The 25,929-nt window shown below is 71.8% G+C and carries 23 protein-coding genes; 18 read left to right on the top strand and 5 right to left on the bottom strand.

Annotated elements, in window-relative coordinates; translation table 11 throughout:
• Positions 1 to 297: 297 nt before the first annotated feature.
• Positions 298 to 660 (top strand): YciI family protein, encoded by a 363-nt coding sequence (locus tag ACGFZP_RS15040; RefSeq protein WP_392932358.1) that lies wholly within the window; start codon positions 298 to 300, stop codon positions 658 to 660.
• A gap of 134 nt (positions 661 to 794) precedes the next feature.
• Here ACGFZP_RS15040 and ACGFZP_RS15045 read toward each other — a convergent pair whose 3' ends face one another.
• From ACGFZP_RS15045 to ACGFZP_RS15055, 3 genes are all read right to left on the bottom strand, one after another.
• Positions 795 to 1,814, bottom strand: a complete 1,020-nt coding sequence (locus ACGFZP_RS15045; RefSeq protein WP_392932360.1) for an alcohol dehydrogenase catalytic domain-containing protein — start codon at positions 1,812 to 1,814, stop codon at positions 795 to 797.
• A 21-nt stretch (positions 1,815 to 1,835) separates the two neighbouring features.
• A complete protein-coding gene (locus ACGFZP_RS15050) occupies positions 1,836 to 3,068 on the bottom strand; it encodes a cytochrome P450 (protein ID WP_392932362.1) in 1,233 nt (410 codons plus the stop codon).
• A 157-nt stretch (positions 3,069 to 3,225) separates the two neighbouring features.
• Positions 3,226 to 4,404, bottom strand: coding sequence for an acyl-CoA dehydrogenase family protein (locus ACGFZP_RS15055; protein ID WP_392932364.1), 1,179 nt, complete (start codon positions 4,402 to 4,404; stop codon positions 3,226 to 3,228).
• A 254-nt stretch (positions 4,405 to 4,658) separates the two neighbouring features.
• Between ACGFZP_RS15055 and ACGFZP_RS15060 the strand changes: the two genes are divergently transcribed.
• From ACGFZP_RS15060 to ACGFZP_RS15115, 12 genes are all read left to right on the top strand, one after another.
• Positions 4,659 to 5,087, top strand: coding sequence for an SgcJ/EcaC family oxidoreductase (locus ACGFZP_RS15060; protein ID WP_392932365.1), 429 nt, complete (start codon positions 4,659 to 4,661; stop codon positions 5,085 to 5,087).
• Between the two features lie 28 nt (positions 5,088 to 5,115).
• Positions 5,116 to 6,507, top strand: a complete 1,392-nt coding sequence (locus tag ACGFZP_RS15065; RefSeq protein ID WP_392932366.1) for an NAD(P)/FAD-dependent oxidoreductase — start codon at positions 5,116 to 5,118, stop codon at positions 6,505 to 6,507.
• Between the two features lie 13 nt (positions 6,508 to 6,520).
• A complete protein-coding gene (locus ACGFZP_RS15070) occupies positions 6,521 to 7,678 on the top strand; it encodes an epoxide hydrolase family protein (protein ID WP_392932368.1) in 1,158 nt (385 codons plus the stop codon).
• 356 nt (positions 7,679 to 8,034) lie between these two features.
• Complete coding sequence (locus ACGFZP_RS15075; protein WP_392932370.1) at positions 8,035 to 9,543, top strand: PQQ-binding-like beta-propeller repeat protein; 1,509 nt, start codon at positions 8,035 to 8,037, stop codon at positions 9,541 to 9,543.
• Positions 9,544 to 10,351: 808 nt separating this feature from the next.
• Entirely contained in the window at positions 10,352 to 11,623 is a 1,272-nt protein-coding gene (locus ACGFZP_RS15080) for a PQQ-dependent sugar dehydrogenase (RefSeq protein ID WP_392932372.1), read from the top strand.
• 40 nt (positions 11,624 to 11,663) lie between these two features.
• Positions 11,664 to 12,827, top strand: a complete 1,164-nt coding sequence (locus ACGFZP_RS15085) for an inositol-3-phosphate synthase (protein ID WP_392932374.1) — start codon at positions 11,664 to 11,666, stop codon at positions 12,825 to 12,827.
• Complete coding sequence (locus tag ACGFZP_RS15090; protein ID WP_392932376.1) at positions 12,824 to 13,708, top strand: SCO3242 family prenyltransferase; 885 nt, start codon at positions 12,824 to 12,826, stop codon at positions 13,706 to 13,708. The genes ACGFZP_RS15085 and ACGFZP_RS15090 overlap by 4 nt, the downstream gene beginning before the upstream one ends.
• Positions 13,705 to 14,598 (top strand): sugar phosphate isomerase/epimerase family protein, encoded by an 894-nt coding sequence (locus ACGFZP_RS15095; RefSeq protein ID WP_392932378.1) that lies wholly within the window; start codon positions 13,705 to 13,707, stop codon positions 14,596 to 14,598. Before ACGFZP_RS15090 ends, ACGFZP_RS15095 begins: the two co-directional genes overlap by 4 nt.
• A 2-nt stretch (positions 14,599 to 14,600) precedes the next feature.
• Positions 14,601 to 15,308, top strand: coding sequence for an EboA domain-containing protein (locus tag ACGFZP_RS15100; protein WP_392932380.1), 708 nt, complete (start codon positions 14,601 to 14,603; stop codon positions 15,306 to 15,308).
• On the top strand, positions 15,305 to 16,162 hold the full coding sequence (locus ACGFZP_RS15105; protein WP_392932382.1) for a TatD family hydrolase: 858 nt from the start codon (positions 15,305 to 15,307) through the stop codon (positions 16,160 to 16,162). Before ACGFZP_RS15100 ends, ACGFZP_RS15105 begins: the two co-directional genes overlap by 4 nt.
• Entirely contained in the window at positions 16,159 to 17,289 is a 1,131-nt protein-coding gene (eboE, locus tag ACGFZP_RS15110) for a metabolite traffic protein EboE (protein WP_392932384.1), read from the top strand. The genes ACGFZP_RS15105 and eboE overlap by 4 nt, the downstream gene beginning before the upstream one ends.
• A complete protein-coding gene (locus ACGFZP_RS15115; RefSeq protein ID WP_392932386.1) occupies positions 17,286 to 18,674 on the top strand; it encodes an alkaline phosphatase family protein in 1,389 nt (462 codons plus the stop codon). The genes eboE and ACGFZP_RS15115 overlap by 4 nt, the downstream gene beginning before the upstream one ends.
• A gap of 81 nt (positions 18,675 to 18,755) precedes the next feature.
• Here ACGFZP_RS15115 and ACGFZP_RS15120 read toward each other — a convergent pair whose 3' ends face one another.
• Entirely contained in the window at positions 18,756 to 19,127 is a 372-nt protein-coding gene (locus ACGFZP_RS15120; protein WP_392932387.1) for a cupin domain-containing protein, read from the bottom strand.
• 73 nt (positions 19,128 to 19,200) lie between these two features.
• A complete protein-coding gene (locus ACGFZP_RS15125; RefSeq protein ID WP_392932389.1) occupies positions 19,201 to 20,736 on the bottom strand; it encodes an AMP-binding protein in 1,536 nt (511 codons plus the stop codon).
• A 287-nt stretch (positions 20,737 to 21,023) separates the two neighbouring features.
• On the opposite strand from ACGFZP_RS15125, the gene ACGFZP_RS15130 reads away from it, so the two are divergent.
• The 5 genes from ACGFZP_RS15130 to ACGFZP_RS15150 all read left to right on the top strand — a co-directional run bounded on the left by ACGFZP_RS15130 (position 21,024) and on the right by ACGFZP_RS15150 (position 25,855).
• Positions 21,024 to 22,298 carry an MFS transporter gene (locus tag ACGFZP_RS15130; RefSeq protein WP_392932391.1) on the top strand — a complete coding sequence of 425 codons (1,275 nt, stop codon included), beginning with the start codon at positions 21,024 to 21,026 and terminating at the stop codon, positions 22,296 to 22,298.
• Positions 22,299 to 22,447: 149 nt separating this feature from the next.
• On the top strand, positions 22,448 to 23,386 hold the full coding sequence (locus tag ACGFZP_RS15135; protein ID WP_392932393.1) for a TauD/TfdA family dioxygenase: 939 nt from the start codon (positions 22,448 to 22,450) through the stop codon (positions 23,384 to 23,386).
• A gap of 21 nt (positions 23,387 to 23,407) precedes the next feature.
• Positions 23,408 to 24,394, top strand: coding sequence for a class I SAM-dependent methyltransferase (locus ACGFZP_RS15140; RefSeq protein WP_392932395.1), 987 nt, complete (start codon positions 23,408 to 23,410; stop codon positions 24,392 to 24,394).
• A gap of 71 nt (positions 24,395 to 24,465) precedes the next feature.
• Entirely contained in the window at positions 24,466 to 25,182 is a 717-nt protein-coding gene (locus ACGFZP_RS15145) for an FAD/NAD(P)-binding protein (protein ID WP_392933457.1), read from the top strand.
• Positions 25,183 to 25,261: 79 nt separating this feature from the next.
• On the top strand, positions 25,262 to 25,855 hold the full coding sequence (locus tag ACGFZP_RS15150; protein ID WP_392932397.1) for an alpha/beta hydrolase: 594 nt from the start codon (positions 25,262 to 25,264) through the stop codon (positions 25,853 to 25,855).
• Positions 25,856 to 25,929 lie beyond the last annotated feature (74 nt).

Raw genomic sequence — 25,929 nt, forward strand, 5'->3', positions numbered from 1 at the left:
GTACCCCGGGGGGGGCCGCGGGGGGGGGGGGGGGCGCCCCGCCCCCCGCCCCCCCGGGGGGCCCCGCCCCCCCCGGGCGGGGGGGGGGGGGGGGGGGCCCCCCCGGCCCGGCCGCGCGCTTTCGTTCCCGGGCCCTTCCGCTCTCCCGCACCTGATCGCATGCCGGGCCCGGGCGGCCGGAGAGATTTCCCGGAAGTCCGCGGCCCGTGATGTCGAGGGCGGGCCGCCGGCTCCGACGTCTCCTGTGCAGGGCCCCGAAAGCGCCCCGGGGCGTCACGGCCGCAAGGAGTAGGAATCATGAAGTACATGCTGGTCATGCACATGAACCCGGTGCTCTGGAACGGCCTTTCCGAGGACGAGCAGCAGGCGGTCTACTCCGGTCACGGCGAGTACACCAGGATGCTGCGCGAGTCGGGCGAGCTGGTCACCACCCAGGCGCTGGCGGAGCCGGTGCAGAGCACGACCGTCAAGGTGCGCGACGGGGCCCAGGTGCTGAGCGAGGGCCCGTACCTGGAGCACAAGGAGTTCGTCTGCGGCTTCTACCTGGTGGACGTCGAGACCAGGGAGCGGGCGATCGAACTGGCCGCGCTGCTGCCGGACGCCCGGCACACCGGCGTCGAGGTCCGCCAGGTGATGTTCGAGCAGGGCCTGGAGATGTGACCTTGGCGGCCACCGCGAACACGGCGGCGGTGGGCCGGGCTGGAGGACAGCCCGACCCACCGCCGTGTACGGGTGTTCAGTCGGCGACCGCCGCAGGGCGGAGCCCCGGGCGCGAGAGCGCGGCCGACGGACCGTCAGACATAGCTGACGACCGCGCGGAACCGCGCCTCACCCCGGTCGACCCGGTCGAACGCCTCGGCGACCCGCTCCTTGGGATAGCTCTCGACCAGGGGCGTGACCGCCCCGGAGGCCGCCAGGTCCAGTGCCTCGGTGAGCAGGCCGAGGCCGTTGTGGGTGGCACCGACGACCTGCTGGCGCTGCGCCCAGAACGGGCTGCCGGGCGGGATGGTGAAGGAGTTGACCGGGTCGATGGAGGCCAGCACGATCCGCCCGTGCGGGCGCAGGCCCGGCAGGGTCTCGCTCGCCGTCCGGTAGGAGGTGCCGGTCACCAGGATGACGTCGGCGCCGCCGGCCTCCTTCAGCTGCTCGCCGTCGGCGACCACGTGGTCCGCGCCGAGGGTCCGGGCCAGCGGGTGCTTGTCCGCCGAGCGGGTGACGGCGACGGTCTCGAAGCCGCAGGCACGGGAGAACTGCAGGGCCAGGTGGCCGAGTCCGCCGATGCCGAGGACGGCCACCCGCTCGTGCGGCTTGGGGTCGGCGGCCCGCAGCGCGCTCCACGCGGTGTACCCGGCGCACAGCATCGGGGCGGCGACCTCGTACGACACGGCGTCCGGCAGCAGCACCGTGCTCCCGGCCGACACCGCGACGTACTCCGCGTGGCCGCCCTGGACGGTGAGGCCGGTCATCACCGACTCCGGGCAGTTCATCCCGGACTGCCCGGTGAGCGGGAGGTTGAGCCGGCAGTAGTCGCACCGGCCGCAGGTCGACTGCACCCAGGTGGTGCCGACCCGGTCGCCGACCCGGCGGGTGGTCACCCCGGGGCCGACCTCGACGACCTCCCCGGCGGCCTCGTGCCCGAGGACCACCGGGTCGAGCGGCGGGAAGGGGAAGACCCCCTGGCTGACCCAGAGGTCGTTGTGGCAGAGACCGCAGGCATGGACCCGGACCAGCACCTGGCCGGGCCCGGCCTTCGGGGTGGGGATCTCGCTGAGCTCCCAGCGGGCCTTCATCGAGGGGACGACTGCTGCCTTCATTCGCGCATCCACCCTTTCCACTCAGCGGGCCTGCGGCGTCAGCCGGACCGGCAGGGTCTGGACGCCGTTCATGATGAAGGTCACCTGCGGCGCCAACTCGTCGCCGGGCACAGCGAGTTCGATGTCGGGGAACCGCTCGAACAGCGCCGAGAGGGTGATCTCGGCCTCCATCCGGGCCAGCGGCATGCCGATGCAGCGGTAGATGCCGTGGCCGAAGGAGAGGTGCTCCTTGTTCGGCCGGGCGGCGTCGAAGGCGTCCGCGCTCTCGCCGTGCACGGTCCGGTCGCGGCCCACCGCCGCGAAGTTGATCAGCACCGGATCGCCCTTGGCGATGGTGACCCCGCCGAGCTCGACGTCCTCCACCGCGAAGCGGAACGGGAGATGGGCGACGGGGGCCTCGGCGCGGAGCGTCTCCTCGATCACGTCCGACCAGGAGACCGCGCCGCTCTTGAGCAGGGCGAGCTGGGTGGGGTGGGTGAGCAGCGCCCGGGCCGCGTTGGCGAGCAGGTTCATCACCGGCTCCGTCCCGGTGGCGAGCAACAGGTGCAGGGTGCCGACCAGTTCGGAGTCGGTCAGCCGGGAGCCGTCCTCCTCCTGGGCCTGGACCAGGTCGCTGGTGAGGTCGTCGCCGGGGTTGCGGCGCTTGGCGTCGACGAACTCCTCCATCTCCCGGTGCCACTGTGCGACGTTGGCGGCCGACTCCTCCGGGGTGATGGTGGTGTCGATGTTCACCTCGCCACCGCGCAGCAACTGGGCGCGCTCCTCGGCCGGCACCCCGAACAGGTCGCAGATCACCCGGGCCGGGACCGGACGGGCGAACCGCGTCTTGAGGTCCACCACCTCGCCGGGCTCGCAGGTGTCGAGCTCGTCCAGCAGGTCGGCGACGGCCTTCTCGACGCTGGCCCGCATGGCCTCGACCCGGCGCGGGGTGAAGGCGCTGGAGGTCAGCCGGCGCAGCCGGGTGTGGTCGGGGCCGTAGCTGGTGGTCAGGTTGTCCATCAGGACCCAGCCGATCAGCGGGAAGTCCTCGCCGATCCGGCCCTCGGCGAAGTCGGTCCAGTGCTTGCGCGGATCCTTGGAGAAGCGGTGGTCGGCCAGGGCCTGCCGGGCGAGTGCGTGGTCGGTGATCGACCAGGCGAGGGTGCCGCCGGGCAGTTCGATCCGGGACACCGGGCCGTTCGCCCGGATCCGGGCGGCCTCGGCGTGGATGTCGCATCCAGCGCGGTCGATGACGACGGGGGCATGGGGTTCCACGGGTGTCCTCCGGGGGGGCGGGCGGATACGGATACGGATACGAGTGCTGGTGCGAGCGCGAGAACGAGCGCAAGTACGAGTGCGAGTGCGAATACGGGTGCGGGCAGGCGGGTGGGCAGGGCCGGCCGGGGCGCGGCCCTGCCCACGCAGGTGCCTTCTACAGGTAGAGCGTGTTGGGTTCGAGCCCGCAGGCGATCCGCCCGTAGAGCTCGAGGTTGGTGTTGGGGTGCAGGATGGCGTGCAGGTTGAGCGTCTGGACGTCCCGCTCGATGCGCTGGATCGGCACCGTGGTGTAGATCGAGGAGCCGCCGCTGGCGGTGTTGAGGATGTCCACCGCCTCCTTGGCGCGCCGGCAGACCGCGCCGAGGTCGAGCCGGATCCGGGCGCGCTCCTCCAGCGTCCAGGCCTCGCCGGTCGGGCCCTTGGTGTCCAGCAGGGCGGCCGCGCGGTGGGCGTGGAACTCCGCCTCGTCGATCCTGGTCACCGCGTCGGCCACCTGGAGGTGCGTCAGCGGGGCCTCGGCCTGGCTCTCGTAGGAGGTGTAGCTGATCTTCCGGCCGGGGAGCCGCTCGAAGAACGCCTGCTTGGCCGCCTTGGCCAGCCCGAGCGCGGGAGCGCTGATGGTGGCGCAGGCGGTGGGCATGAACGGCGCCCGGTAGATCGGGGAGTCGGCGTTGGCCAGGGAGCGGTGCTGCCCCATCAGGACGGGCACCATCGGAAGCACCCGGGCCTCGGGGACGAACAGGTCGGCGGCGACGGTGGTCACGCTACCGGAGCCGCGGAGGCCGGTGGTGTGCCAGTCGTCGATGATCTCCAGATCGGCCAGCGGGATCGCCACCATGATCGGCTGCGGTCCTTCCGGCGTCATCAGCACCGCCGCGTTGGTGTTCCAGGAGCTCTGCAGAGCACCGGAGTTGAACGACCACTTGCCGTTCAGCACGACACCGCCCTCGGCGGGGACGGCGACCGCGGTCGGGCTCAGGATACCGCTCACCCGCACGTTGGGGGCGGCGAAGATCTCGTCCTGGACGGCGTCCGGGAACAGCCCGGCCATCCAGGAGCTGATCGCCCAGACCGACATCACCCAGGCCGTGGATCCGTCGCCACGGCCCAGTTCGGAGATCACGTCGACCACCGTGCGCATGTCGGACTCGTAACCGCCGTAGCGGGTGGGGACCCGGAGCTTGAGCAGTCCGGACTCCTCCAGCGCCGCTACGGTCTCCGGGGACAGTCGGCGGTGCCGCTCGTGCCAGTGCGCGTTCTTCTCCAGAACCGGCACCAACTCGACGGCCCGGTTGACGAGTTCTTCCCTCGACGGGGATTCCTTGGACGTCATCGGGGCTCCTCGGGAACGGGTGGCCCGGCAGTGCGGCCGACCGTCCGGGCCGCAGTCATTGATCGGCCCTGTCGAGGCTGGCAGCCGCGTGCGGCGACCGCATCTCCGGGATTGCGGCGTGGCCCGGTTCGCTCCGCCGGCCCGCCGGTCCAGCGCAATCGGGGAGATGCAGCGTGCGGGGAGCCGGTGTGAGGCTGTGCGTCATCTGGCCACGGCCATCCGCGGCCGTGGACCGCCGGATAAGGAGAAAAGCCATGTCCGCCACTCCCTCGTCCTCCTCGTCCCCCTCGCCGAGCACCGTCGAAGCCCTGCGCGCCGTCCCCGAACTCATCGTCGCCGCCTGGGCGGAGCACGATGCCGACCGGTTCGCCGAGACCTTCACCGAGGACGGGACGCTGATCCTCCCCGGGGACGTCTTCCTCACCGGCCGCGAGGAGATCCGCGGCTTCATGGCCCGCGCGTTCGCCGGCCCCTTCAAGGGCACCCGGGTCACCGGCCGGCCGGTCTCGCTCCGGACGCTGGCCGACGGGGTGGCCCTGGTGGTCACCCGGGGCGGCGTGCTGGCCCCCGGCGACACCGAGGTGTCGGCCGAGCGGGCGATCCGGGCGACCTGGGTGCTGGCCAAGGAGGGCGGCGACTGGCGGATCGCGTCCTACCAGAACACCCCCATCGCCGCCGCCTGATTCCGAGTCACGAGAGGAGGTGCCGGCGATGGGTACCCACGTCGGAGACCGTGCGGTCGTCCTCGGCGGCAGCATGGCGGGGCTGCTGGCCGCCACCGTGCTCGCCGAGTCGTTCGCGGAGGTCCTGGTCGTCGACCGGGACGAGCTGAGCGGGGTCGCCGGCCCCCGGCGTGGCGTCCCGCACGGCCGGCACGCGCACGGCCTGGTGGCCCGCGGCCAGCAGGTCCTGGAGGGCCTGTACCCCGGCCTGACCGAGGAGTTGCGGACGGCGGGCGTCCGGCCGGGCGACTTCAGCAGCGACATCCGCTGGTACTTCAACGGCTACCGGCTGGCCTCCGGCCACACCGGACTGCTGTCCGTCCCGGCGACCCGTCCGGTGCTGGAGTACCACGTCCGCGGCCGGGTCCAGGCGATACCCGGGATCACCTTCCTGGAGCAGTACGACATCCTCGGACTGGAGACCACCGCCGACCGGCGCCGGGTGACCGGCGCCCGGGTCCAGCGCCAGGGCTCCGGCTCGCCCGAGGTGCTGCACGCGGACCTGGTCCTCGACATCACCGGGCGCGGCTCGCGCACCCCGGTCTGGCTGGAGGAACTGGGCTACCCGCGCCCGGAGGAGACCAGGGTCAAGATCGACCTGGCCTACACCACCCGGCACTTCCAGCTGGACTCCGACCCGTTCGGCGACGACCTGGCGATCATTCCGGTGGCCACCCCGGCGCACCCGCGCGGAGCCTTCTTCTACCGGCTGCCCGGCGAGGACAACCGGGTCGAGCTGTCGCTCACCGGCGTCCTCGGCGACCACCCGCCCACCGACCCCGAGGGCTTCCTGGCGTACACGCGGTCGCTGCCGGTCCCGGACATCTACGAGGCGATCCGGGACGCCAAGCCGATCGACGACGCGGTGATGTTCAAGTACCCGGCCAGCGTGCGGCGCCACTACGAGCGGCTGCCGCGGTTCCCCGACGGGTTCCTGGTGATGGGCGACGCGGTGTGCAGCTTCAACCCGGTCTACGGCCAGGGGATGACCGTCGCCGGCCTCGAAGCGCTCGCCCTGCGCGACCGGCTGCGCCGCGGCGCGCTGCCGGACGCCCGGCAGTTCTTCACCGAGATCGCCACCGTCATCGACGCCCCCTGGGACTTCGCGGCCGGAGCCGACCTCGGCTACCGCGGGGTCGAGGGCCGCCGGACTCCCAAGATCCGCATGGCCAACGCCTATGTGAACCGGCTGCACCACGCGGCCACCCATGACGCCGAACTGACCGCGGCCTTCATCCGGGCCGCCGGGCTGGTCGACGCGCCCGAGTCGCTGATGCGGCCGGGCACCCTGCTGCGAGTCCTGCGGCACTCGCTGCGCCGCCCGGTCGGCGCACCGTCCGCCGCCCCGGCGCCGGCCCGGTCCGGCGAACTGTCCAGCTGAGAGGAATCGGCATATGCGTCCCTTCCGTATCGATGTTCCACAGGAAGCCCTCGACGACCTGGACCGCAGGCTCGCGGCCACCCGGTGGCCGGGCGAACTCCCCGGCACCGGCTGGCAGCGCGGTGTCCCGCAGGGCTATCTCAAGGAGCTGGCGGAGTACTGGCGCACCGGGTTCGACTGGCGCAAGACCGAGGAACACCTCAACTCCTTCCCGCAGTTCCTCACCGAGATCGACGGGGTGGACATCCACTTCGTGCACGTGCGCTCACCCGAGCCGGACGCCGTGCCGTTGATCCTCACCCACGGCTGGCCGGGATCATTCGTCGAATTCCTCGACGTGATAGGCCCGTTGACCGATCCGCGGGCCCACGGCGGCGATCCCGCCGACGCGTTCCACGTGGTCATCCCCTCGCTGCCGGGCTACGGGTTCTCCGGCCGTCCGCAGGAGACCGGCTGGGACACCGCCCGGGTCGCCCGCGCCTGGGCCGAGCTGATGCACCAGCTCGGCTACGGGCGGTACGTGGTGCAGGGCGGCGACTGGGGCATGCCGATCTCCCTGCAGCTCGGTCTGGCCGATCCGGTGCATGTCGCGGGCGTGCACGTCAACATGCTCGCCACCTTCCCGCCGCAGGACGAGGCCGCCTTCGCGCAGCTGGACGAGGCGGACCACGCCCGGCTGGCGTTCGCCATGCACTTCGAGCAGGACGGGGCCGGCTGGCGGAAGATCCAGTCCACCCGGCCGCAGACCCTCTCCTACGGTCTGACCGACTCGCCTGTTGGTCAACTTGCCTGGATCGTGGAGAAGTTCAAGGAGTGGTCGGCGGCGGAGTCGAGTCCCGAGGACGTGGTGAGCCGGGACCGGCTGCTGACCAACGTCGCGCTCTACTGGTTCACCGCCTCGGCCGGGTCCAGCGCCCAGCTCTACTACGAGTCCAACCGCCTCGACTCCGAGTTCGTCCAGACCTGGGCCGGCCCCTGGCCGCTCGCCGCGCCGGTCGGGGTCGCGGTGTTCCCCGAGGACGCCGTCCGGCCGGTTCGCCGGTGGGCCGAGGAGATCCTCCCGACGCTCGCCCACTGGTCGGAGTTCGACCGCGGCGGGCACTTCGCCGCGCTGGAGCAGCCCGAGCTGTTCGTCGGCGACGTCCGGGCCTTCGCCCGGCTGGTGCGCTGATCCCTGACCAGAGCCGACCCGACCCGATCGGACCCGACCTGTACCGGTCGGGTCCGGTCGGGTCCGACGGGTGGGCGTCCGTGGGGTGCGTGCAGTGCGTGCAGCTCGTGCGGTGAGCGCGGTGCTTGCCCTGCGCGCGGTGTGCGCGGTGTGCGCGGCGCGTGACCCCCCGACCGGCGCCCGCCCGTGGGCCCGGGCCCCTGTGCCCCGGGCCGGTGCCACCTTTCCCGACAGCCCGGCGCCGACCGGCGGCACAGGGCGGAAACGGAGTTGATGTGATCGTCAGCAGGTTCTCGAACAGCCGGTCGCGGGTGCGGCGCAAACGGCTCACACCCCGCCGCATCGGGCTCACGGCCGTGGCCGTGTTCTCCCTGGTGATCGGCCCCGCCCTCGCCGATGCACGCCCGTCGACCGCCTCGGCCGCGGACACCGCCGAACTGGGGAGGAGCCGGCACGACTGGGCCCTGTCCAACGGCGACCTGGCCAACACCAGGGCCACCACCCGGACCCCGATCAACTCCCACAACGTCAAGGACCTCAAGGTCAAGTGGCGGCTGCCGCTGGACGGCAAGCCCACCTTCGCCGGCCGGATGGCCTCCAACCCGATCGTGGTCGGCGACACCGTCTACCTGATCAACCTCGAATCGGGCGTCACCGCGGTGGACAAGGAGACCGGGAAGGTCCGCTGGAAGCACGAGTTCAACAGCCCCTCGGTCGGCCCGAACGGCGTCGCCTACGCGAACGGCCTGCTCTTCGGGACGACGTTCACCGGCGCCTTCGCGCTGGACGCGAAGACCGGCCGGACGGTGTGGACGCGGGAGCTGATCGCCGCCGGCCAGGGCGGTATCGACGTCGCCCCCCAGGTCTACGACGGCACCGTCGTGGTCAGCACCGTCCCGAGCACCTTCGGCCGGTACGTGCCGGGTTCCATGGGGACGGTCTACGCGCTGGACGCCGCCACCGGCGCGCCGAAGTGGGACTTCAACACGGTCAAGGACGGTGACCTGTGGGGCCACCCGGAGATCAACAGCGGCGGTGGCCTCTGGTACGCGCCGGCCGTCGACAGCCACGGCCGGATCTTCCTGTCCGTCGGCAACCCCTCGCCGATGCCCGGTACCCCGGAGTACCCCAACGGCAGCAGCCGGCCGGGCCCCAACCTCTACACCAACTGCCTGGTGGTGCTCGACAGCAGCACCGGAAAGCTGCTCTGGTACCAGCAGACGGCCCCGCACGACCTGCGTGACTACGACCTCCAGGACTCGCCGATCATCACCACCGCCAAGGTCGGCGGGGTGCGCACCGAAGTCGTCCTGGTGGCGGGCAAGATGGGCAAGGCCTTCGCGTACCGGGCCGACGACGGCACCCCGCTGTGGACCCTCTCGGTGGGCACCCACCTGAACGACGAGGGCCCGCTGCCGGCCGAGCCCGTCACCGTGCTGCCGGGCGTCCTCGGCGGCGTGGAGACCCCGATGGCGCTTGCGGACGGGCGCCTGTTCGTGCCGTGGGTCGACGAGCCCAACACGCTCAGCGCCACCGGCGGGTTCGGGCTGCCCGACTTCACCAAGGGCCGGGGCGGCCTCACCGCGGCCGATGCGGCCACCGGCAAGGTCCTCTGGCAGCGCAACCTGCCGCAGATGGCGCTCGGCGCCGCCACCGTGGCCAACGACGTGGTCTTCACCGCCACCTACGACGGCCAGATCTTCGGCTTCCGCACGTCCACCGGAGAGCTCCTCTGGAAGTCCACCGCACGGGCGGGCATCAACGCCTTCCCGGCCGTGAGCGGCAACCTGCTGCTGGTCGGTGCGGGCGCCCCCGGGCTCTCGGGCTCCGCGGCGGTGCCCGAGCTGATCGCGTACTCGCTCTGATCCGACCGACCGCACAGGCTCCACCGCTCGTTCGTCCGTAGCGACTTCACCACGACGGCCACCGGCCCGGCATCCCCGCCGTGCCGGTGGCCGTCGTGCGCGCGTTTCCGGCGCCCGTGGCGCGCGCTGCCGTCGGCGGTGACGCGCGCGTACCGACGAGCGTCGTGCGGGCGTCCCGGGCGTGCGTCCCGGGAGTGCCTTCCGGCTGTGCGGCCCGGTGTGGGGCCCGGGCATGCCGCGGCCGCCGGAGAATTTCCCGAACTCCCTTCCCCGGGGGATGTCGATTCCGCGCGCCCGGTGCCGACTATCCAGTGCCGGACCGAAAAATCCGGCGTCGAGGCACCCCCGTAACCTCGACGGCTCGCGGTCGTCGGGGAGGGAGTGGATGCCCGCCCCGACGACCGTCTGCCAATCGTCGGAGAGGAGAGCGCCGGACTACCGAGCGTGACGAAAGAGCCGACCGGCTGAGCCCCGGACCACCCGCGACGCCTGCCCACCCGGCCGCGGGCGGCTTCGTCGCGAGCCCCGCCGCAGCTGCGCGCCTGCGCCTCCGACTTCTCGCGCCGTGCGGTGTACCCGGGCCCTTCGGTGCCCCGCCACGCTGGCTTCCCGGGGTTGATCCACCCCCTCTGACCTGCCAGGTCACCCGTCTCCCCGGTGGTCGTCCGGCTGCTGCCCAAGCCCCGGGCGGTTCTTGACCATGCTTCGTGGACACTGCTACACATCCACCGTTGCCGACCGTAATCGACGGCGGACGGATTCCCGTGGTGAGTTCCGTGGAGGGGTCATGACATTATCACCGAACGTAGTGGCCGATGGGCTGGACTTCCCGACCAGCCTGGCCTTCGACGACGAGGGCGGGGTGTATCTGGCCGAGTCCGGACTCCCGTTCGGCGGCGCCGCCCCGGGCGGGCGGATCTGGCGGCTGACCCCCGGCGCCGGCACCTCGGAGCGGGTGCTGCTGGCCGACGGCCTGGCCGGCCCGGTGACCGGACTGCTCTGGCACCAGGGGTACCTCTACGCCTCCGAGGGCGGCGCCGGCCGGATCACCCGGATCGGCCCGGACGGTGAGCGGCGGGCCATCGTCGAGGGCATGCCCGGGCCCGGCAACTACCACCTCGACATGGCCGTCGCGGGCCCCGACGGCAAGCTGTACTTCGCCCAGGGGGCGATGTCCAACCTCGGGATCATCGGGCTGGACGCCTACGAGATCGGCTGGCTGGGGCGCCTGCCGCACTCGTACGACATCCCCGGCCTGGACGTGGTGCTCACCGGCGTCAACGTCACCACCGACGACCCGCTGGCCGGTGAGCCCGGCGCGCGGACCACCACCGGCGCCTTCGCCCCGTTCGGCACCGCGACCAAGCCCGGGCAGCAGGTGCCGGCCGGGCTGCCGTGTACCGCGGCGGTGATGCGCTGCGACCTCGACGGCGGCAACCTGGAGCTGGTGGCCTGGGGCCTGCGCAACGCCTTCGGGCTGGGATTCCTCCCGGACGGGCGGCTGCTCGCGGTCGACCAGGGCGCCGACGACCGGGGGAGCCGGCCGATCGGCAACGCCCCCGACCTGCTGTTCGAGGTCCGCCAGGGCGCCTGGTACGGGTGGCCGGACTACGTCGGCGGAGTCCCGGTGACCGACCCGGTGTTCCGCCCCGAGCGCGGTCCGCAGCCGACCTTCCTGCTGGCCGACCACGACCGGCTCCCGACCCCCGAGAAGCCGGTGCTCGACTTCGAGTCCCATGTGGCGGCCACCAAGTTCGCCGTCGCCCCGCCGAGTTCGCCGCTCGCCGGGCGGCTGGTGGTCACCCTGTTCGGCGACGAGGCCCCGATGACCATGCCCTCCGGCGGCCCGCAGCTCGGACGCGACCTGCTGCTGGTCGACCCGGCCGACTGGTCCACCGCCGGCCTGCCGGCCGGTCCGCGGCTGCACCGGCCGATCGACGTCGGGTTCGCCGCCGGCGACGGCGCGCTGCTGATCCTGGACTTCGGCCGGTTCGAGATGACCGACCACGGTGTCGAGGCCAAGGCGGGCTCCGGACGGCTGTGGCGCTGGGAGGGCTGGGACCGGCCGTCCACCGGCTGACGTGACGTCACACCACCTCTGAAACGAAGGAGTTGCAGAAATGGCAGGCAGAACCGGTCTGTGGCTGATCGGGGCACGGGGGTCCGTCGCCACCACCGCCGTCTGCGGTCTCGCCGCCTTCCGGGCCGGGCTCGTCCCGGCCACCGGCTGCGTGAGCGAGCGGCTGGAGCTCGACGACGCGGCCTTCCCCGGCTGGTCCGACCTGGTGACCGGCGGTCACGACATCGTCCACACACCGCTGGCCAAACGGGCCGAGGACCTCGCCGACGCCGGCGTGCTGCCCGGATGGCTCCCGGCGGCGGTCGCCGAGGACCTCCAGACGGCCGACCGGGAGATCCGGCCCGGCTACGACCCCGCCGACGACACGGGCAGCCAGGCCGAAGCGGTCGGGCGACTCGCCTCCGACATCGAGGACTTCCGGCGCAGCCGGAACCTGGAGCGGGTCGTGGTGGTCAACGTCTCCTCCACCGAGCCGCCGGTCACGGCGCTGCCCGAGCACACCGACCCGGCCGCCCTGGAGCGCGCCCTCGCCGAGCCGGGCCGCCGGGTGCTCCCCGCCGGTGCGCTGGCCGCCTACGCGGCCTTCTCGGCCGGCTGTCCGTACGTCGACTTCACCCCCTCGCCCGGTCTGCGGATCCCGGCGGTCACCGAACTGGCCGACCGCCGGGGTCTGCCGTATGCGGGCTGCGACGGCAAGACCGGGGAGACCCTGCTGCGCAGCGCACTGGCACCGATGTTCCTCGCCCGCGGCCTGAGCGTGCGGTCCTGGTCCGGCACCAACCTGCTCGGCGGCGGCGACGGCGCCAACCTGGGCCGGGACGGGCGCGCCGAGGGCAAGCTGGCGGCCAAGACCCGGGGCCTGGCCGCGCTGATCGGCACGGAGGCCACCGCACCGCTGCACATCGACCACGTACCGGACCTCGGCGAACGCAAGGTCGCCTGGGACTACGTCTCCTTCGAGGGCTTCCTCGGCGCGCGGATGAGCCTGCAGCTCACCTGGGACGGCTACGACTCGGCGCTGGCCGCGCCGCTGGTCCTCGACCTGGCCCGGCTGGTGGCGGGCGCCCACCGGGCCGGGGAGTCCGGACCGCTCGGCGCACTGGCGTTCTTCTTCAAGGACCCGCTCGGCAGCGACGAGCACCGGCTCGCCCAGCAGGAGCAGCAGCTGGCCGCCTGGGCGCAGCGGATCGCGGTGGCCCGATGAGTACCGCGCGCGGCCGGGGCACCGCGGGTGCCTGGGCGGAGCTGCTCCGGGCGCCGGCCGCGCTCACCGTCCTCGGCGACACCGCGGCCGGGGCGGCGGCGGCCGGGCGGCCGCTGCGGGGCCGGCGGCTCGCACTGCCGCTCGCCTCGGTCGCGCTGTACTGGTCCGGGATGGCCCTGAACGACTGGGCCGACCGGGCGCTCGACGCGGCCGAGCGGCCCGAGCGCCCGATCCCGTCCGGCCGGATCGCCCCGGCGGCGGCCCTCACCGCGGCCGCCGGGCTCAGCGGCGCCGGGCTGGCGCTGGCCGCCCTCGCGGGCGGCTCCGACGCGCTGCGGATCGCCGTCCCGCTCGCCGGGGCGGTCTGGGCCTACAACACCGTGCTGAAGCCGACCCCGGCCGCGCCCGCCGCGATGGCGGCCTGCCGAGCCCTGGACGTGCTGCTCGGCGCCGGAGCCGGGCGCTGGACGGCGGCCCGCACGCCGGCCCTCGCGATGGCCGCGCACACCTTCGGGGTGACCGCGCTGTCCCGGGGCGAGGTGCACGGCGGACGCCGCGGCGACAGCCGGCTGGCCCTGGCCACCACCCTCGCCGCCACCACCCTGAGCTGCGCGGGCCGGGCACCCTCCGGTCTGCACCGCGCGGCGGCCGGGCTCTGCGCGCTCGGCTACGCGGGCACCACCGGCCGGGCACAACTCGCCGCGGACGCCACCCCGTCCACGGCCGCGGCCGTCCGCACCGCCACCATCGCCGGGATCCACGGCATGGTGCCCCTGCAGGCCGCCCTGTGCGCGCGGCGCGGTTCGCTGCCGACCGCCGCACTGGTGCTGTCGGCCCTGGCACCGGCCCGCCGCCTCGCCACCCGGCGGAGCCCGACATGACCGCGCCCGCCCTCGGCTACGGCACCAACGGATTCTCCAACCACCGGCTCGCCGACGCGCTCCGGGTCATCGCCGACCTCGGGTACACCGCGACCGGCCTCACCCTCGACCACCACCACCTGGACCCGTACGGGCCCGACCTGGCCCGGGAGACGGAGCAACTTGGCAACCTGCTAGCGGAGTTGGGCCTGCGATGCGTCGTCGAGACCGGCGCGCGCTACCTGCTCGACCCGTACCGCAAGCACCACCCCACACTGGTCTCGGAGTCGGCCCGGCCACGGATCGACTTCCTGGTGCGCGCCGTCCGGATCGCCGAGTCGCTCGGCGCCGACTGCGTGTCCTTCTGGTCGGGCACCGCCGAGCCGGGGACCGACCCGCCCACCAACCGCCGCCGGATGATCGACCACCTCGGCCCGGTGCTGGCCGAGGCGCAGCGCCGCGGCGTCCGGCTCGGCCTCGAACCGGAGCCGGGCATGGTCGTCCAGCACCTCGACCAGGCCCTCGACCTGCGCCGGGAGCTCGGTGAGCCCGACCTGCTCGGCATCACCCTGGACGTCGGGCACTGCGTCGCCGTGGAGCCGGTCGACGCGGCCGCCTGCATCCGCCGTGCGGGCCGGCACCTGGTCAACGTCCAACTGGACGACATGCTCCCGGGGATCCACGAGCACCTGGAGTTCGGGCAGGGGCGGCTCGACCTCGCGGCCACCCTGGCCGCCCTCGACGAGACCGGCTACACCGGCGTCGCGGCCGTCGAACTGCCCCGGCACAGCCACGCCGCACCACAGACCGCACAACGGGCCATGGCAGCACTCCGCCAGGCCCGGGAGACCGTTTCCGTTCAGCAGGTGCATACGGGTGCACCGCTGTCATCCACGATCGGAGACCGTTGATCATGGCGTACCGAGAGGACCACCCCTGGCTTGCCGCCGGCACCCACGGAGGGAGCCCGGTGGCGATCGTCCACAGCCTGGAGAGCAGGTGGCTGGCCGGCGCCGAGCGGCGCATCCGGCAGCGGCCCGCCGCCATCCACGACGACTTCCCCCTGGTCGGCCGAGCGGTCGGCCGGGTGCCGGTCCGGCCGGAGACCGACCCGCAGGGGCTGGTCTTCGGCACCGTCGACGACCAGGCCCGCGCCCGGCTGCTCGCCGTGCTCTCCGAGGTGCTGGTCGCCGACGCCCTGGAGGCCGAGGTCGGACGGCTCTACCGGCACGGCGACGACGCCGAGCGGCGCGGCGTCCTGCGCGCGCTCCCACTGCTGCCGGGCTCCCTGGTGGACCTCGGACTGGAGCTGGTCGCCGACGCGCTGCGCACCAACGACCCGCGTCTGATCGCCGCGGCGATGGGCCGGTTCGCCGCCGACCACCTCGACCAGGCGCAGTGGCGGCAGGGCGTGGTGAAGTGCCTGTTCACCGGAGTGACGCTGCCCGCGGTCGCCGACCTGGTCGCCCGCACCGACTCCGAACTGCTGCGGATGGCCCGCGACCTGGCCGAGGAACGGCTGGCGGCGGGGCGGGAGATCACCCCCGACCTGCGCGCCCTGCTCGGCATGACGGTGCTGATGGCACTCGTACCGCCGCGGGCGGAGGACAGCCGGCGATGAGGATCTTCGACCCCCACATCCACATGACCTCCCGGACCACCGACGACTACCGGAACATGCACGAGGCCGGCGTCCGGGCCGTCGTCGAACCCGCCTTCTGGCTCGGCCAGCCCCGCACCGGCCTGAGCTCCTTCACCGACTACTTCGACGGCCTGATCGGCTGGGAGCGGTTCCGGGCCTCCCAGTTCGGCATCAGCCACAACTGCACGATCGCCCTCAACCCCAAGGAGGCCAACGACCCCCGCTGCGCCGAGGTGCTGGACGTCCTGCCGCGCTACCTCGGCAAGGACGGCGTGGTCGCGGTCGGCGAGATCGGCTACGACTCGATGACCAGGGCCGAGGACGAGGCGTTCGGGCTGCAGTTGCAGCTCGCGGTGGAACACGGCCTGCCGGTGCTGGTGCACACCCCGCACCGGGACAAGAAGGCCGGCACCGCCCGCACCCTCGCCGTGGTCCGGGAGTCCGGCACCGACCCCAGGACCGTCCTGGTGGACCACCTCAACGAGGTCACCGCGCCGATGGTCGCGGACTCCGGCTGCTGGCTGGGCTTCTCCATCTACCCGGACACCAAGATGGACGAGCACCGGATGGTCGCCGTGCTCAAGGAGTACGGCACGGCCCGCATCCTGGTCAACTCGGCCGCCGACTGGGGGCGTTCGGACCCGCTCACGCCGTACCGGGTCGGCCGGGCGATGCTGGCGGCCGGCTTCACCCCGGCCGAGGTGGACACCGTGCTCTGGCAGAACCCGATCGAGTTCTACCGCCGCAGCGGGCACCTCGTCCTCGACGAGGCCGCCCCCGCCGCCGACGCGGTCTCCGCCGCGGGCAACTCCGTTCAGCGGGGCGGATCATGACCCGGCTCTGCTACTCGACCAACGTCCACCCGGCGGAGGACCTGCCCGGCATCCTCCGCCAACTGGACGCCTTCGCGGCCCCGATCCGCGAGCGCACCGGCTTCGACCGACTCGGCCTCGGCCTCTGGCTGGCGGCCGGGACGGCAGCGGAACTGGCCGCCGACCCGGCCCTGCTCCGCCGGCTGCGAGCCGAGCTGACGGCCCGCGACCTCGCCGTCGTCACCCTGAACGCCTTCCCCTACGGAGGCTTCCACCAGCCGGTGGTCAAACACGCGGTGTACCGCCCCGACTGGACGGAGCCCGCCCGGGAGCGCTACACCGCCGACTGCGCCACCGTGCTGGCCGGACTGCTGCCCGACGACGCCGACGACGGCAGCCTCTCCACCCTGCCGCTGGCCTGGCGCCGGCCCTGGTCCACCGACGCCGACCACGCCGCCGAGCAGGCCCTGCGGCGGACCGAGGACACCCTGCGCACCGTCTCCGCGCGGGCCGGCCGACCGATCCGGCTGGCCGTCGAACCGGAACCGGGCTGTGTGCTCGACACCGTCGCGGACGCGGTGCGCTGGCTCGCACCCCGGGTGGACCCGGAGCACATCGGCCTCTGCCTGGACACCTGCCACCTGGCCGTCTCCTTCGCCGACCCGGCGCAGACGGTGGCCTCGATCGAGCGGGCCGGCCTCGCGGTGGTCAAGGTCCAGGCCTCGGCGGCGCTGCACGTCGACGACCCCGCCGACCCGGCCGCGCGCCGCGTGCTCGCCGACTACGCCGAACCGCGCTACCTGCACCAGGTCAGGGAGTCGGACACCTCCGGACAGGTGCTCGCCGCGGACGACCTGCCGCAGGCGCTGGACACGCTGCCCGCCCGCGGCCCCTGGCGGGTGCACTTCCACGTCCCGCTGCACGCCGCACCGCCGGCCCCGCTGCGCAGCACGACCGACGTGCTCCGCGCGGCGGTGGCAGCCGTCCGCGACCGGACGGTGGTCGAGGTGGAGACGTACACCTGGCCCGTCCTGCCCGGCGCCGAGACCGACATCGTCTCCGGCATCGCCGAGGAACTCCTCTGGGCGAGAAGCGAGTTGGCGAACGCATCGACGTTCCAGGCCGCGGACGGGACGGTGAACCGTTGAAGCCGGTGATCGTGCTGGACGTGGTCGGGCTGACACCGCGGCTGCTCCCGCACCTGCCGAACCTCGCCCGGCTGGCCCGGCGCAGCGGCCACGCACCGCTGCGCACCGTCCTGCCCGCGGTGACCTGCAGCGTGCAGTCCACGCTGCTCACCGGCAGGCTGCCGGCCGAGCACGGAATCGTCGGGAACGGCTGGTACTTCCGGGAGCTCGGCGAGATCCACCTGTGGCGCCAGCACAACCGGCTGGTCACCGCGCCGAAGGTGTGGGAGACCGCCCGCGCCCGGCAGCCCGGCTACCGGGCGGCCAACATCTGCTGGTGGTACGCCATGGGCGCCTCGACCGAACTGCTGGTCACCCCGCGGCCGGTGTACCACGCCGACGGCCGGAAGTCGCCCGACTGCTACACCCGGCCACCCGCTCTGCGCGACCAACTCACCGAGGAGCTCGGACCGTTCCCGCTGTTCCAGTACTGGGGACCGACGGCCGGACTGGCCTCCAGCCGGTGGATCATCGCCGCGGCCCGCCGGATCCTGCGCACGGAACGCCCCGACCTCCTGCTGGTCTACGTCCCGCACCTGGACTACGACCTGCAGCGCTTCGGCCCGAACTCCCGGCAGGCGCTGGCCGCCGCCCGGGCGATCGACGCGGAGCTGGCGCCGCTGCTGGACCAGGCCGAGGCGGAGGGCGCCACCGTGGTCGCGCTCAGCGAGTACGGCATCACCCCGGCGAGCCGACCGGTGGACATCAACCGCGAGCTGCGCCGGGAGGGTTGGCTCGACGTGTACACCCAGGCGGGGATGGAGTACCTGGACCCGTGGACCTCGCGGGCCTTCGCCGTCGCCGACCACCAGGTCGCCCACGTCTACGTCCCCGACGAGGCGGACCTCCCGAAGGTGCGCGACCACCTGCTCCGACTGCCGGGCGTGGACGAAGTCCTGGACCGGGCGGAGCAGGCCCGCTACGGCCTCGACCACCCCCGCTCCGGCGAGCTGGTGGCGGTGGCCGAGCCCGATGCCTGGTTCACCTACTACTACTGGCTGGACGACGCGCACGCCCCCGACTTCGCCCGGTCCGTCGAGATCCACCGCAAGCCCGGCTACGACCCGGCCGAGCTGTTCTTCGATCCGGCGGACCGCCTGGCCAAGGCCAGGGCGGCACTCGGACTGGCGCGCAAGAAGCTCGGCCTGCGCCACACCATGAACGTCGTCCCGCTGGACCCGTCCTGGGTCCGCGGCTCGCACGGCCGCCTCCCGGACTCGGCCGCCGACGGCCCCCTGCTGATCTGCACCGACCCGGCCTGGGAGACCGCCCTCGACGCCACCGGCGCGATCAACGCCAGCGACGTCGCCGGTCTCCTCCTCCGACTCCAGGGGCTGCATGCCTGACCATCCGCCACCGCACCGCACGTCCCGGCAGCCGTCAGGTCCCCGCCCATCTCCAGCAGATGGGCGCGGACCGCGGCGAGCCTACTCGGCTCCAGGGGCCTCGTCCTCGTCGATGAACCTGACATGCCGTTCGTCCCGGTCATCGAACGCCGGTGCGACGGTCAGAACCATCTCCATCGCGCCGAAGTAGTGGATGCGGGTGTTCGGCGGGACCGTGACCAGGTCGGTGGCGCCGACCTCCACCGCCTCGCCGTCCAGGTAGAACACCCCTCGACCGGCGATGACGTAATAGACGTAGGAACTTCTCACATTGTAGAACTCCTGAAAGTGCCCTCGCTCGACGTGCACGCGGACGACCGTCGCGGACGGGTCGCGCTGACGGTAGACCGTCAGGTCGATGCCGTGCTTGTGGAACCTCTCCGCCTCTTCGGCCGTGCGCCGGTATCCGGCCATCGCTCAGTTCCTCCTGATCGGCGGAGAGAGGGGTGCCGTTCTCCCGCCGCACCCCTCCCGGCCGACGCCTCGATCAATCCGGCAGATTCTCGGCCCGCTCGCGCAGTGCCAGTCGGTCCACCTTCCGGTTGGAATTCAGCGGGAACCTGTCCAGGTGGATGTACCGGCGCGGCAGTGTGCTGGCCTGCAGCACGGCGCGCATGGCGTCGGCCAACGTCGGCTCCGGAATCTCGGCGCCGGTGTAGAACGCGACCAGCTCCGTCCCGTGGGCCGTGGGCCGCGCGACGGTGACCGCGTCGCGCACCCCGTCGCACTCGCGGACCAGATGGTCGATCTCGGCCAGCTCGACGCGCCACCCGTGCACCTTCACCTGCGAGTCCATGCGGCCGATGTAGGCGAGTTCGCCGTCCGGATTCGCGCGGACCCGGTCACCGGTGCGGTACCAGCGCCGGCCGTCGAAGTCGACGAACCGTCCTTCGTCGTCGGCCGGATCGAGGTAGCCGGCAATCATCTGCGGGCCGGTGACCCACAGCTCGCCCTCCTCGGGGGACTGCTCCCCGTGTTCGGTCACCAGGCGGAAGTCGTGGCCCGCGTGCACCCTCCCGATCGGCACGGTTCCGTTGATGCCGCGCTTCACCGACTCCTCGCCGGCCCAGCGGTGGTAGGAGATGCCGATCGAGAGCTCGGTCGGCCCGTAGCGGTTCTCCAACCTGGATCCCGGTGCGGCCGCCAGCCAGTCCTCGACGTCCTGGCAGCGCAGGGCCTCCCCGCCGAAGATCGACCACTTCAGGCCGCTGAGCGCGCCCTTCTCCAGCCCGCCCATCTCCCGGGCCATCCAGATACCGCTCGGCGTGGAGTGCCAGATGGTGATCCCGTGCTCGGCGACGAACGCGGGAAGATCCCGGTACGCCGAGGGCGGCACCACCTGGATCGTCGCACCTGCACCCCAGGCGGCGAACACGTCGTGTATGCCGGGGTCGAAACTGAGGTCGTAGGTCTGGCCGAGCACGTCCTCCGGTCCGAAGTCGCACCGCCTGAAAAGCTGGTCGAAATAGTGCGCGAAACCGCCGTGCGAAACGGGGACCCCCTTCGGAATCCCCGTCGAACCCGATGTGAAGAGAACGTACGCCCGGTCCGCTTGGGTCACCTGGACCGGCGCCGTGAACTCCGGATGGGAGGCCACCGGAACGGTCGGAAACCTGTCGGCGAAGCCACCGGTGTCGAGGACGCGAAGGGGCGTCTCCTGATCGGTGACCTCCGGTAGGACCGCCAGTCCCCGCTCGTCCACGATCAGGGTGTCCAGCTCGGCCACCCTGATCATCCGACGGGTGAGCTCGGTGGGAAAGCCCGGCTGCAACGGGACCACCGTGGCGCCCGCGTACAGGACGGCCAGCAGGCCCGCATAGGAGGTGATGCTCTTGCCCGCCAGGACTCCCACCGCCCGGGGGGAGCCGTTCGCCACCAGCGACCCCGCCCAGCGCATGGCCGTGTCGTGCACCTGCTGGTAGGTGGCGAGCTCCGATCCGATCCTTACAGCGGGACGGTCCGGGGATATCTCCAAGCCCTGCAGGAACCGCTCGACCAGCGTGAGGGGCACAAGCTTTGCCATTCCCTATCCCTTGGTCGTGAATGCGTTATTCGGTATGACGATTAATTCCCTATACTCGAACCAGTAGATTACCGACCGGCCCGGCGAACCGTACTGACGCCCGGCAGGGCTCCGGCGGGTGGTGCACACCGCCATCGGTATTCGTCACCAGCCGCTGTGCGTCGGCGCGGCCGGCCGCAACTCCCGAGCCTGTCCTATGTCAGGACACGTGCACCAATCCGCCCCGCTAGCGTGCGCACATGTCCCGAGCCAGATCAGCCGTCCCGCCTTCCGCCCCTCAAAAACCGTTGGCACGCCTGCTGCGCCGGATGGCCCCGCCGTCGCCGACGGCGGGCCGGGTCAGTGCTCAGGCTCTGGTCTACGGAATCGGCACCGGCAGCTTCTTCACCGCGAACGCGGTCTTCTTCACCAAGGTTGTCGGCCTCTCCGCCGCGACGGTGGGCCTGGGCCTGACCATTGCCGGGCTCGTCACCGTCGTTGTCGCCGTGCCGCTGGGCCGGGCCGCCGACCGGGTCGGCCCGAAGGTCATGTGGGCGGCGGCGTCCCTCGCAGAGGCGGCCTGCTACCTCGCCTACCCGCAGGCCCGCGGGTTCGTCGCCTTCCTGGTGGTCGTCATAACCCTGGGAATGATCAACGTTGGCGGATCTGCGGGCTACGGCGCGTATTCACTCAACCTCTACACCGAGGAGGAGCGGATCGCGGCGCTCGCCTACAACCGGAGCGCACTGAACGCCGGGTTCACCATCGGCGCGGGGTTGGGCGGCCTGGCGCTCGCCACCGGCAGTGACACCGCCGTCCGGCTGCTCCCCGTCTTCGTCGGCCTGGTGATGCTCCTCAACGCGGTGATGATCCTCCGGCTCCCCGACACCGCCAAACCCGTTCAGGATCCCACCCGGTCCAGCGGGCGCGAGCAGCGGAAGCGGGGCGGCGCGCTGCGCAACCGGCCGTTCTTCGCCGTGTCCGTCCTGGGCGGTGTCCTGTCCACGAACCAGGTGATCCTCTCCGTGGTCATCCCGCTCTGGCTGGTCGAGGAGACCAACGCTCCGCACGTCCTGCTGGCGGGGCTGTTCGCGACCAACACCCTCATGGCGGTGACCATGCAGACCATGACCGCCCGCGGCACCCACACACTGGCGGGCGCGATCCGGGCGGCATACCGCAGCGCCGTCTGCTTCGCGGCCTCCTGCGTGGTCGTCGTGTTCACCCACGGCAGCAGCGCCGCATGGCTGACCATCGCCCTCGTCTGGCTGGCGCACATCGTCCTGACCGGTGCCGAGCTCTTCCAGGCGGCGGCGGGCTGGGGATTCACCGCGCTGCTGTCCGACCCCGCCCGCCGCGGCGAGTACCAGGGCGTCACCCAGGTCGGCCAGACCATAGGCACCGTGTGGGCGCCTGCCGTCTACACCTACCTCGCCATGAACTGGCACACGGCGGGTTGGCTGGCGATCGCCGCCATCGTCGTCCTCGCGGCCGTCGCCACCCCGCCGGTGGCCCGTGCCGCCGAACGATCGCTCGGTGCGGCCGCCGAACCCTCGCCGGCGGCGGCCGCCAGTCCCTCCTGAGTGTTTTGAATCGGAGTGACGGAGTGTCAGTGTCCGTACGCATCCGGAGGATTTGAGGCACCCATGGCGCACGACGATCTGACGCTCCGTCAGGTCCGGTGGTGCGGCGGGCTGCCCATCCAGTGATGTGCGTCAGTAGGAGGAGACAAGTGAGCGAGATTTCCCCCAAGCTGCAGGAAGAGGCCTCGATTCCTTCCTTCGAGGCTCCGACCGACTCACCGTTGCCGTGGCTGCGGGGCATGACGGCGACCATTCGCGACCACCTGCTGGTCCACGGCGCGGTCCTCGTCCACGGACTGCCGATGGACGGACCGGACCGGCTTGCCGAGGCACGGGACGCGCTGGGTATCGGCAGCTTCACGCCCACCGAGGTGTTCAACCGCCGGAGGGACTTCGGGGGCGGCGTCATCTCGCCCATCAGCTGGCCGCAGGACCGGCACATCTGCCCGATCCAGGAGAACTCCTTCAGCAGGAGGTTTCCCCCGGTGGTGCTCACCGCGTGCATCACCCCTCCGGAGGGCGATGGGCGGTCCCACCTCAGCGACGCCCGCCGGATAGCGGGCCGGCTACCCGCGCACCTCTCCGACCGTGTACGGGAGGGCGGTTGGACCATGACCCGGGCCTTCCACGGTGGATTCGGCATCGCGTGGCCGGAGGCCTTCCCGGTGACGGACCGTGCAGCGCTTGAGGAGCTCCTGGCGGCGGAGGGGATCGAGTTCGACTGGCTCCCCAACGGCACGCTGCACACGGTGCGGCGCCTGCCCGGCGTCATCAGGCACCCGGTCACCGGGGAGGAGTGCTGGTTCAACCAGCTCTCCTTCCTCAACGCCGGCAGCCTGGATCCGAACGAACGCGCCTACATGACCAGGGCCTTCGGTCGGCACCTCCCGATGAACACCTTCTTCGGGGACGGATCACCGCTGTCGGAGGAGGACGTGGCGGCCATAGACCACGCCTACGACTCGGTGAAGACCGAGCTCCCGTGGCGCCGTGGCGACCTGCTGATCACCGACAACATCATCATGGCCCAAGGCCGATCGCAGGTGGAGGGGTCCCCTGAATTCCTGGTCGCCCTGGGCGAGAACTAGCCTTATCGAAGAGAGGGAAAGATGAGTACGCAGGTCAGCAAGGCAGAAGTTGTGGTGTCGCCGGGCGAGTTCTTCCAGATCGGGGAAACACGGCGGATCAGGTCCGCCATCAGGCTCGAACTGACGGAGCACTCGTACCTCCCGAAGTCGGACGATCCGCGCGCCGACTGGGTTGCGAGCGTCGCCGTGCCTGCATTCAAGACGCTTTCCCAGATGGGATTCCTTGCACCGCGGTTCTGCACGATCGGTACGGGTGCCGGCCTGGACGCCCTGGCGGCCGTGGAGATCCTGAAGGCACGCACCGTCGGGTTCACCGACATCCACGACGACGTTCTCGAACACGCCCGGAGGAACATCCAGAGCAACCTCCTGGCGCAGGACGTCGAACTGGTCGGGGGCGTCGGCGACCTGCTCTCCCCGCTGGTGGGGACGTTGTCGGAGGTCGATGTGATCTATGAGAACCTTCCCAACATCCCGATGGCCGAGACCGACGATCTCGCCGACGGCCAGACGAGCTCGACCTTCATCCGGGAACGCAGCGAGGAGATCCCCGGTTTCGCCGAGAAGAACCTCGTCACCCTGCACTACCTGGCTCTGCAGCAGGCGTACCCGGTCCTGCGGGTCGGTGGCCGCGTGCTGTCGTCGATCGGTGCACGCATTCCGATATCGGAGATCCTGGCACTTTCCGGGGCCGCCGGTTACAACGGCAGCGTGCTGACCTACACCTGGAAGGTCCAGTCCGAACCGCACGAGGTGGTGGGCGGATTCGCCCGGTGGGAGCGGGAGGGCCTCGGTCCGTTCCACTTCTACCCGGTGAGCGTCCTGCGGGAGGCGTTCGACGGCTTGTCGCCGGCCGCCGCCGGTGCGCGGGCGCTGCAGATCGAGAGCGAGCTGGCGCCGTACGAGATCGCGGCGGTGGACGCCCTCGCCCTGGTCGAGAGCGGTGAGAAGGTCGGGCACACGGTGACGGTTCTCGATTCGGTCAAGGTTCCCGACCACGCACTCTGAGTGGCCTGAGGGAAGAATTCCATCCACGATCGTTAGGGGGGCAGGTGTACGACGTGCGAGGTCAGCGGACGGTGGTCGCTGTCGTAGGTCTTGGTGTAGCCGGTTCGCTGGCAGCGGTGCATCTATGTGACGGAGCGTCGAACCATCCCCAGGGTGTGCCGATCGAACTGCTCCTCGTCGATCCGGGCCTTGACGCCGGAGTGGTCGGGCCCGCTCCGGATCCGGGTGAGCGCCGACTTGAAACGCCCGCCGAGGACTTGAGCTGCTTCGACGGCGACGCCGAGCACTTTGCCCGTTGGCTGTGCCGGCGAGGTGAGTGTCCTTCGCGCACCGACCTGCCTCCCAGCTGGTACCGGTACCGGACCTACCTCGCGCACACCGTCGGCGAGTCGATAATCCAGGCCAACGGAATTGCCACGGTGCGGAGGATCAGGAGCCGGGTCGAGCAGTTCGGCACGACGGACGAGTCCGGGGTGGTGCTCTATCTGGACAGCGGTGAGGTCTGTCGCGTGGACTCCGTGGTGATGGCGACCGGACCGAGGTGGGCCTGGGCGAGGGTCGACGGCGATCGGTGGATGTCCCGGCCCGTCGATGGTGGCAGCCCGGACGCGGTGCCGTGCTGTGCCCAACCGGAATCCCGTGACGGTGAGATGGAAGTCGAGCCTCCTGTGTACTCCCTGTCGAACTGCCGGGACACCTGCTCCTCCGGGCCGGCGGAGCAGGTGTCGCGGTTGCGTCGGGAGGCGGAAACCGTCGCTGCCGCCGTGCTTGCGGGCAAGGCGTCGTGACGGCGATCGGACAAACCGGGCGGACCTGCCGCTCGGCAAACTCTTTCCCGGTAATGCGGCCCCGATAGACGGTTGAGAAATGACGGACGAGAACTACGAAACGCCAATTCGGGCCGCGGTGATCGCGCCCGGGAGAATCTACGGACCCGGCACTTCGCTGCTGATGTTCAACCGTGAGGCGGTGGCACGGCGCGGGGCGTTCATGTACCCGGTCGAATGGGAACTCGGCACCGGGGATCTCTTCGCCGACGACGTGGACGACATGATCACTGAGCGGGTGACCGCCGCGGTAAGAGCAGTCGCTTCGGCCGGCGCGAGCGAGACGGTGATTATCGCCAAGTCGCTCGGTACGCGGGCAGCCCCCGTGGCGGCCGAATACAATCTGCCCGCCATCTGGTTCACACCGTTCCTGGCCAGCGCGCCGGTCGCCGAGAAGACCATCGAGGCGCTGCGGCGGAGCACCGCACCCTTCCTGCTCGTCGGCGGGACGGCCGACGAGTTCTGGGACGGTGACCTCGCCCGGTCGCTCACTCCGCACGTGCTCGAGATCGAGAACGCCGATCACAGCATGTTCGTGCCCGGCCCCCTCAGGGACTCCGCCGCCGTGCTCGGCGAGGTGGCGACGGCGGTAGAGCGCTTCCTCGACGATGTCGTCTGGCCGGGCAGCCGGTGACACCGAAGGTCATGTGAAGCACCGGCCGGCGCCGGACGGGGACGCCGGCCCAGGCGGCACGGAAGACGCCCTGG

It is taken from the genome of Kitasatospora sp. NPDC048239, assembly GCF_043202015.1.
GTDB lineage: Bacteria > Actinomycetota > Actinomycetes > Streptomycetales > Streptomycetaceae > Kitasatospora.

Bases quoted from the DNA above. Each gene is read 5' to 3' on its own strand.
- ACGFZP_RS15040 (WP_392932358.1), top strand. From the start codon at position 298: ATGAAGTACATGCTGGTCATGCACATGAACCCGGTGCTCTGGAACGGC.
- ACGFZP_RS15045 (WP_392932360.1), bottom strand. From the start codon at position 1,814: ATGAAGGCAGCAGTCGTCCCCTCGATGAAGGCCCGCTGGGAGCTCAGC.
- ACGFZP_RS15055 (WP_392932364.1), bottom strand. From the start codon at position 4,404: ATGACGTCCAAGGAATCCCCGTCGAGGGAAGAACTCGTCAACCGGGCC.
- ACGFZP_RS15060 (WP_392932365.1), top strand. From the start codon at position 4,659: ATGTCCGCCACTCCCTCGTCCTCCTCGTCCCCCTCGCCGAGCACCGTC.
- ACGFZP_RS15065 (WP_392932366.1), top strand. From the start codon at position 5,116: ATGGGTACCCACGTCGGAGACCGTGCGGTCGTCCTCGGCGGCAGCATG.
- ACGFZP_RS15070 (WP_392932368.1), top strand. From the start codon at position 6,521: ATGCGTCCCTTCCGTATCGATGTTCCACAGGAAGCCCTCGACGACCTG.
- ACGFZP_RS15085 (WP_392932374.1), top strand. From the start codon at position 11,664: ATGGCAGGCAGAACCGGTCTGTGGCTGATCGGGGCACGGGGGTCCGTC.
- ACGFZP_RS15090 (WP_392932376.1), top strand. From the start codon at position 12,824: ATGAGTACCGCGCGCGGCCGGGGCACCGCGGGTGCCTGGGCGGAGCTG.
- ACGFZP_RS15095 (WP_392932378.1), top strand. From the start codon at position 13,705: ATGACCGCGCCCGCCCTCGGCTACGGCACCAACGGATTCTCCAACCAC.
- ACGFZP_RS15100 (WP_392932380.1), top strand. From the start codon at position 14,601: ATGGCGTACCGAGAGGACCACCCCTGGCTTGCCGCCGGCACCCACGGA.
- ACGFZP_RS15105 (WP_392932382.1), top strand. From the start codon at position 15,305: ATGAGGATCTTCGACCCCCACATCCACATGACCTCCCGGACCACCGAC.
- eboE (WP_392932384.1), top strand. From the start codon at position 16,159: ATGACCCGGCTCTGCTACTCGACCAACGTCCACCCGGCGGAGGACCTG.
- ACGFZP_RS15120 (WP_392932387.1), bottom strand. From the start codon at position 19,127: ATGGCCGGATACCGGCGCACGGCCGAAGAGGCGGAGAGGTTCCACAAG.
- ACGFZP_RS15125 (WP_392932389.1), bottom strand. From the start codon at position 20,736: ATGGCAAAGCTTGTGCCCCTCACGCTGGTCGAGCGGTTCCTGCAGGGC.
- ACGFZP_RS15140 (WP_392932395.1), top strand. From the start codon at position 23,408: ATGAGTACGCAGGTCAGCAAGGCAGAAGTTGTGGTGTCGCCGGGCGAG.
- ACGFZP_RS15150 (WP_392932397.1), top strand. From the start codon at position 25,262: ATGACGGACGAGAACTACGAAACGCCAATTCGGGCCGCGGTGATCGCG.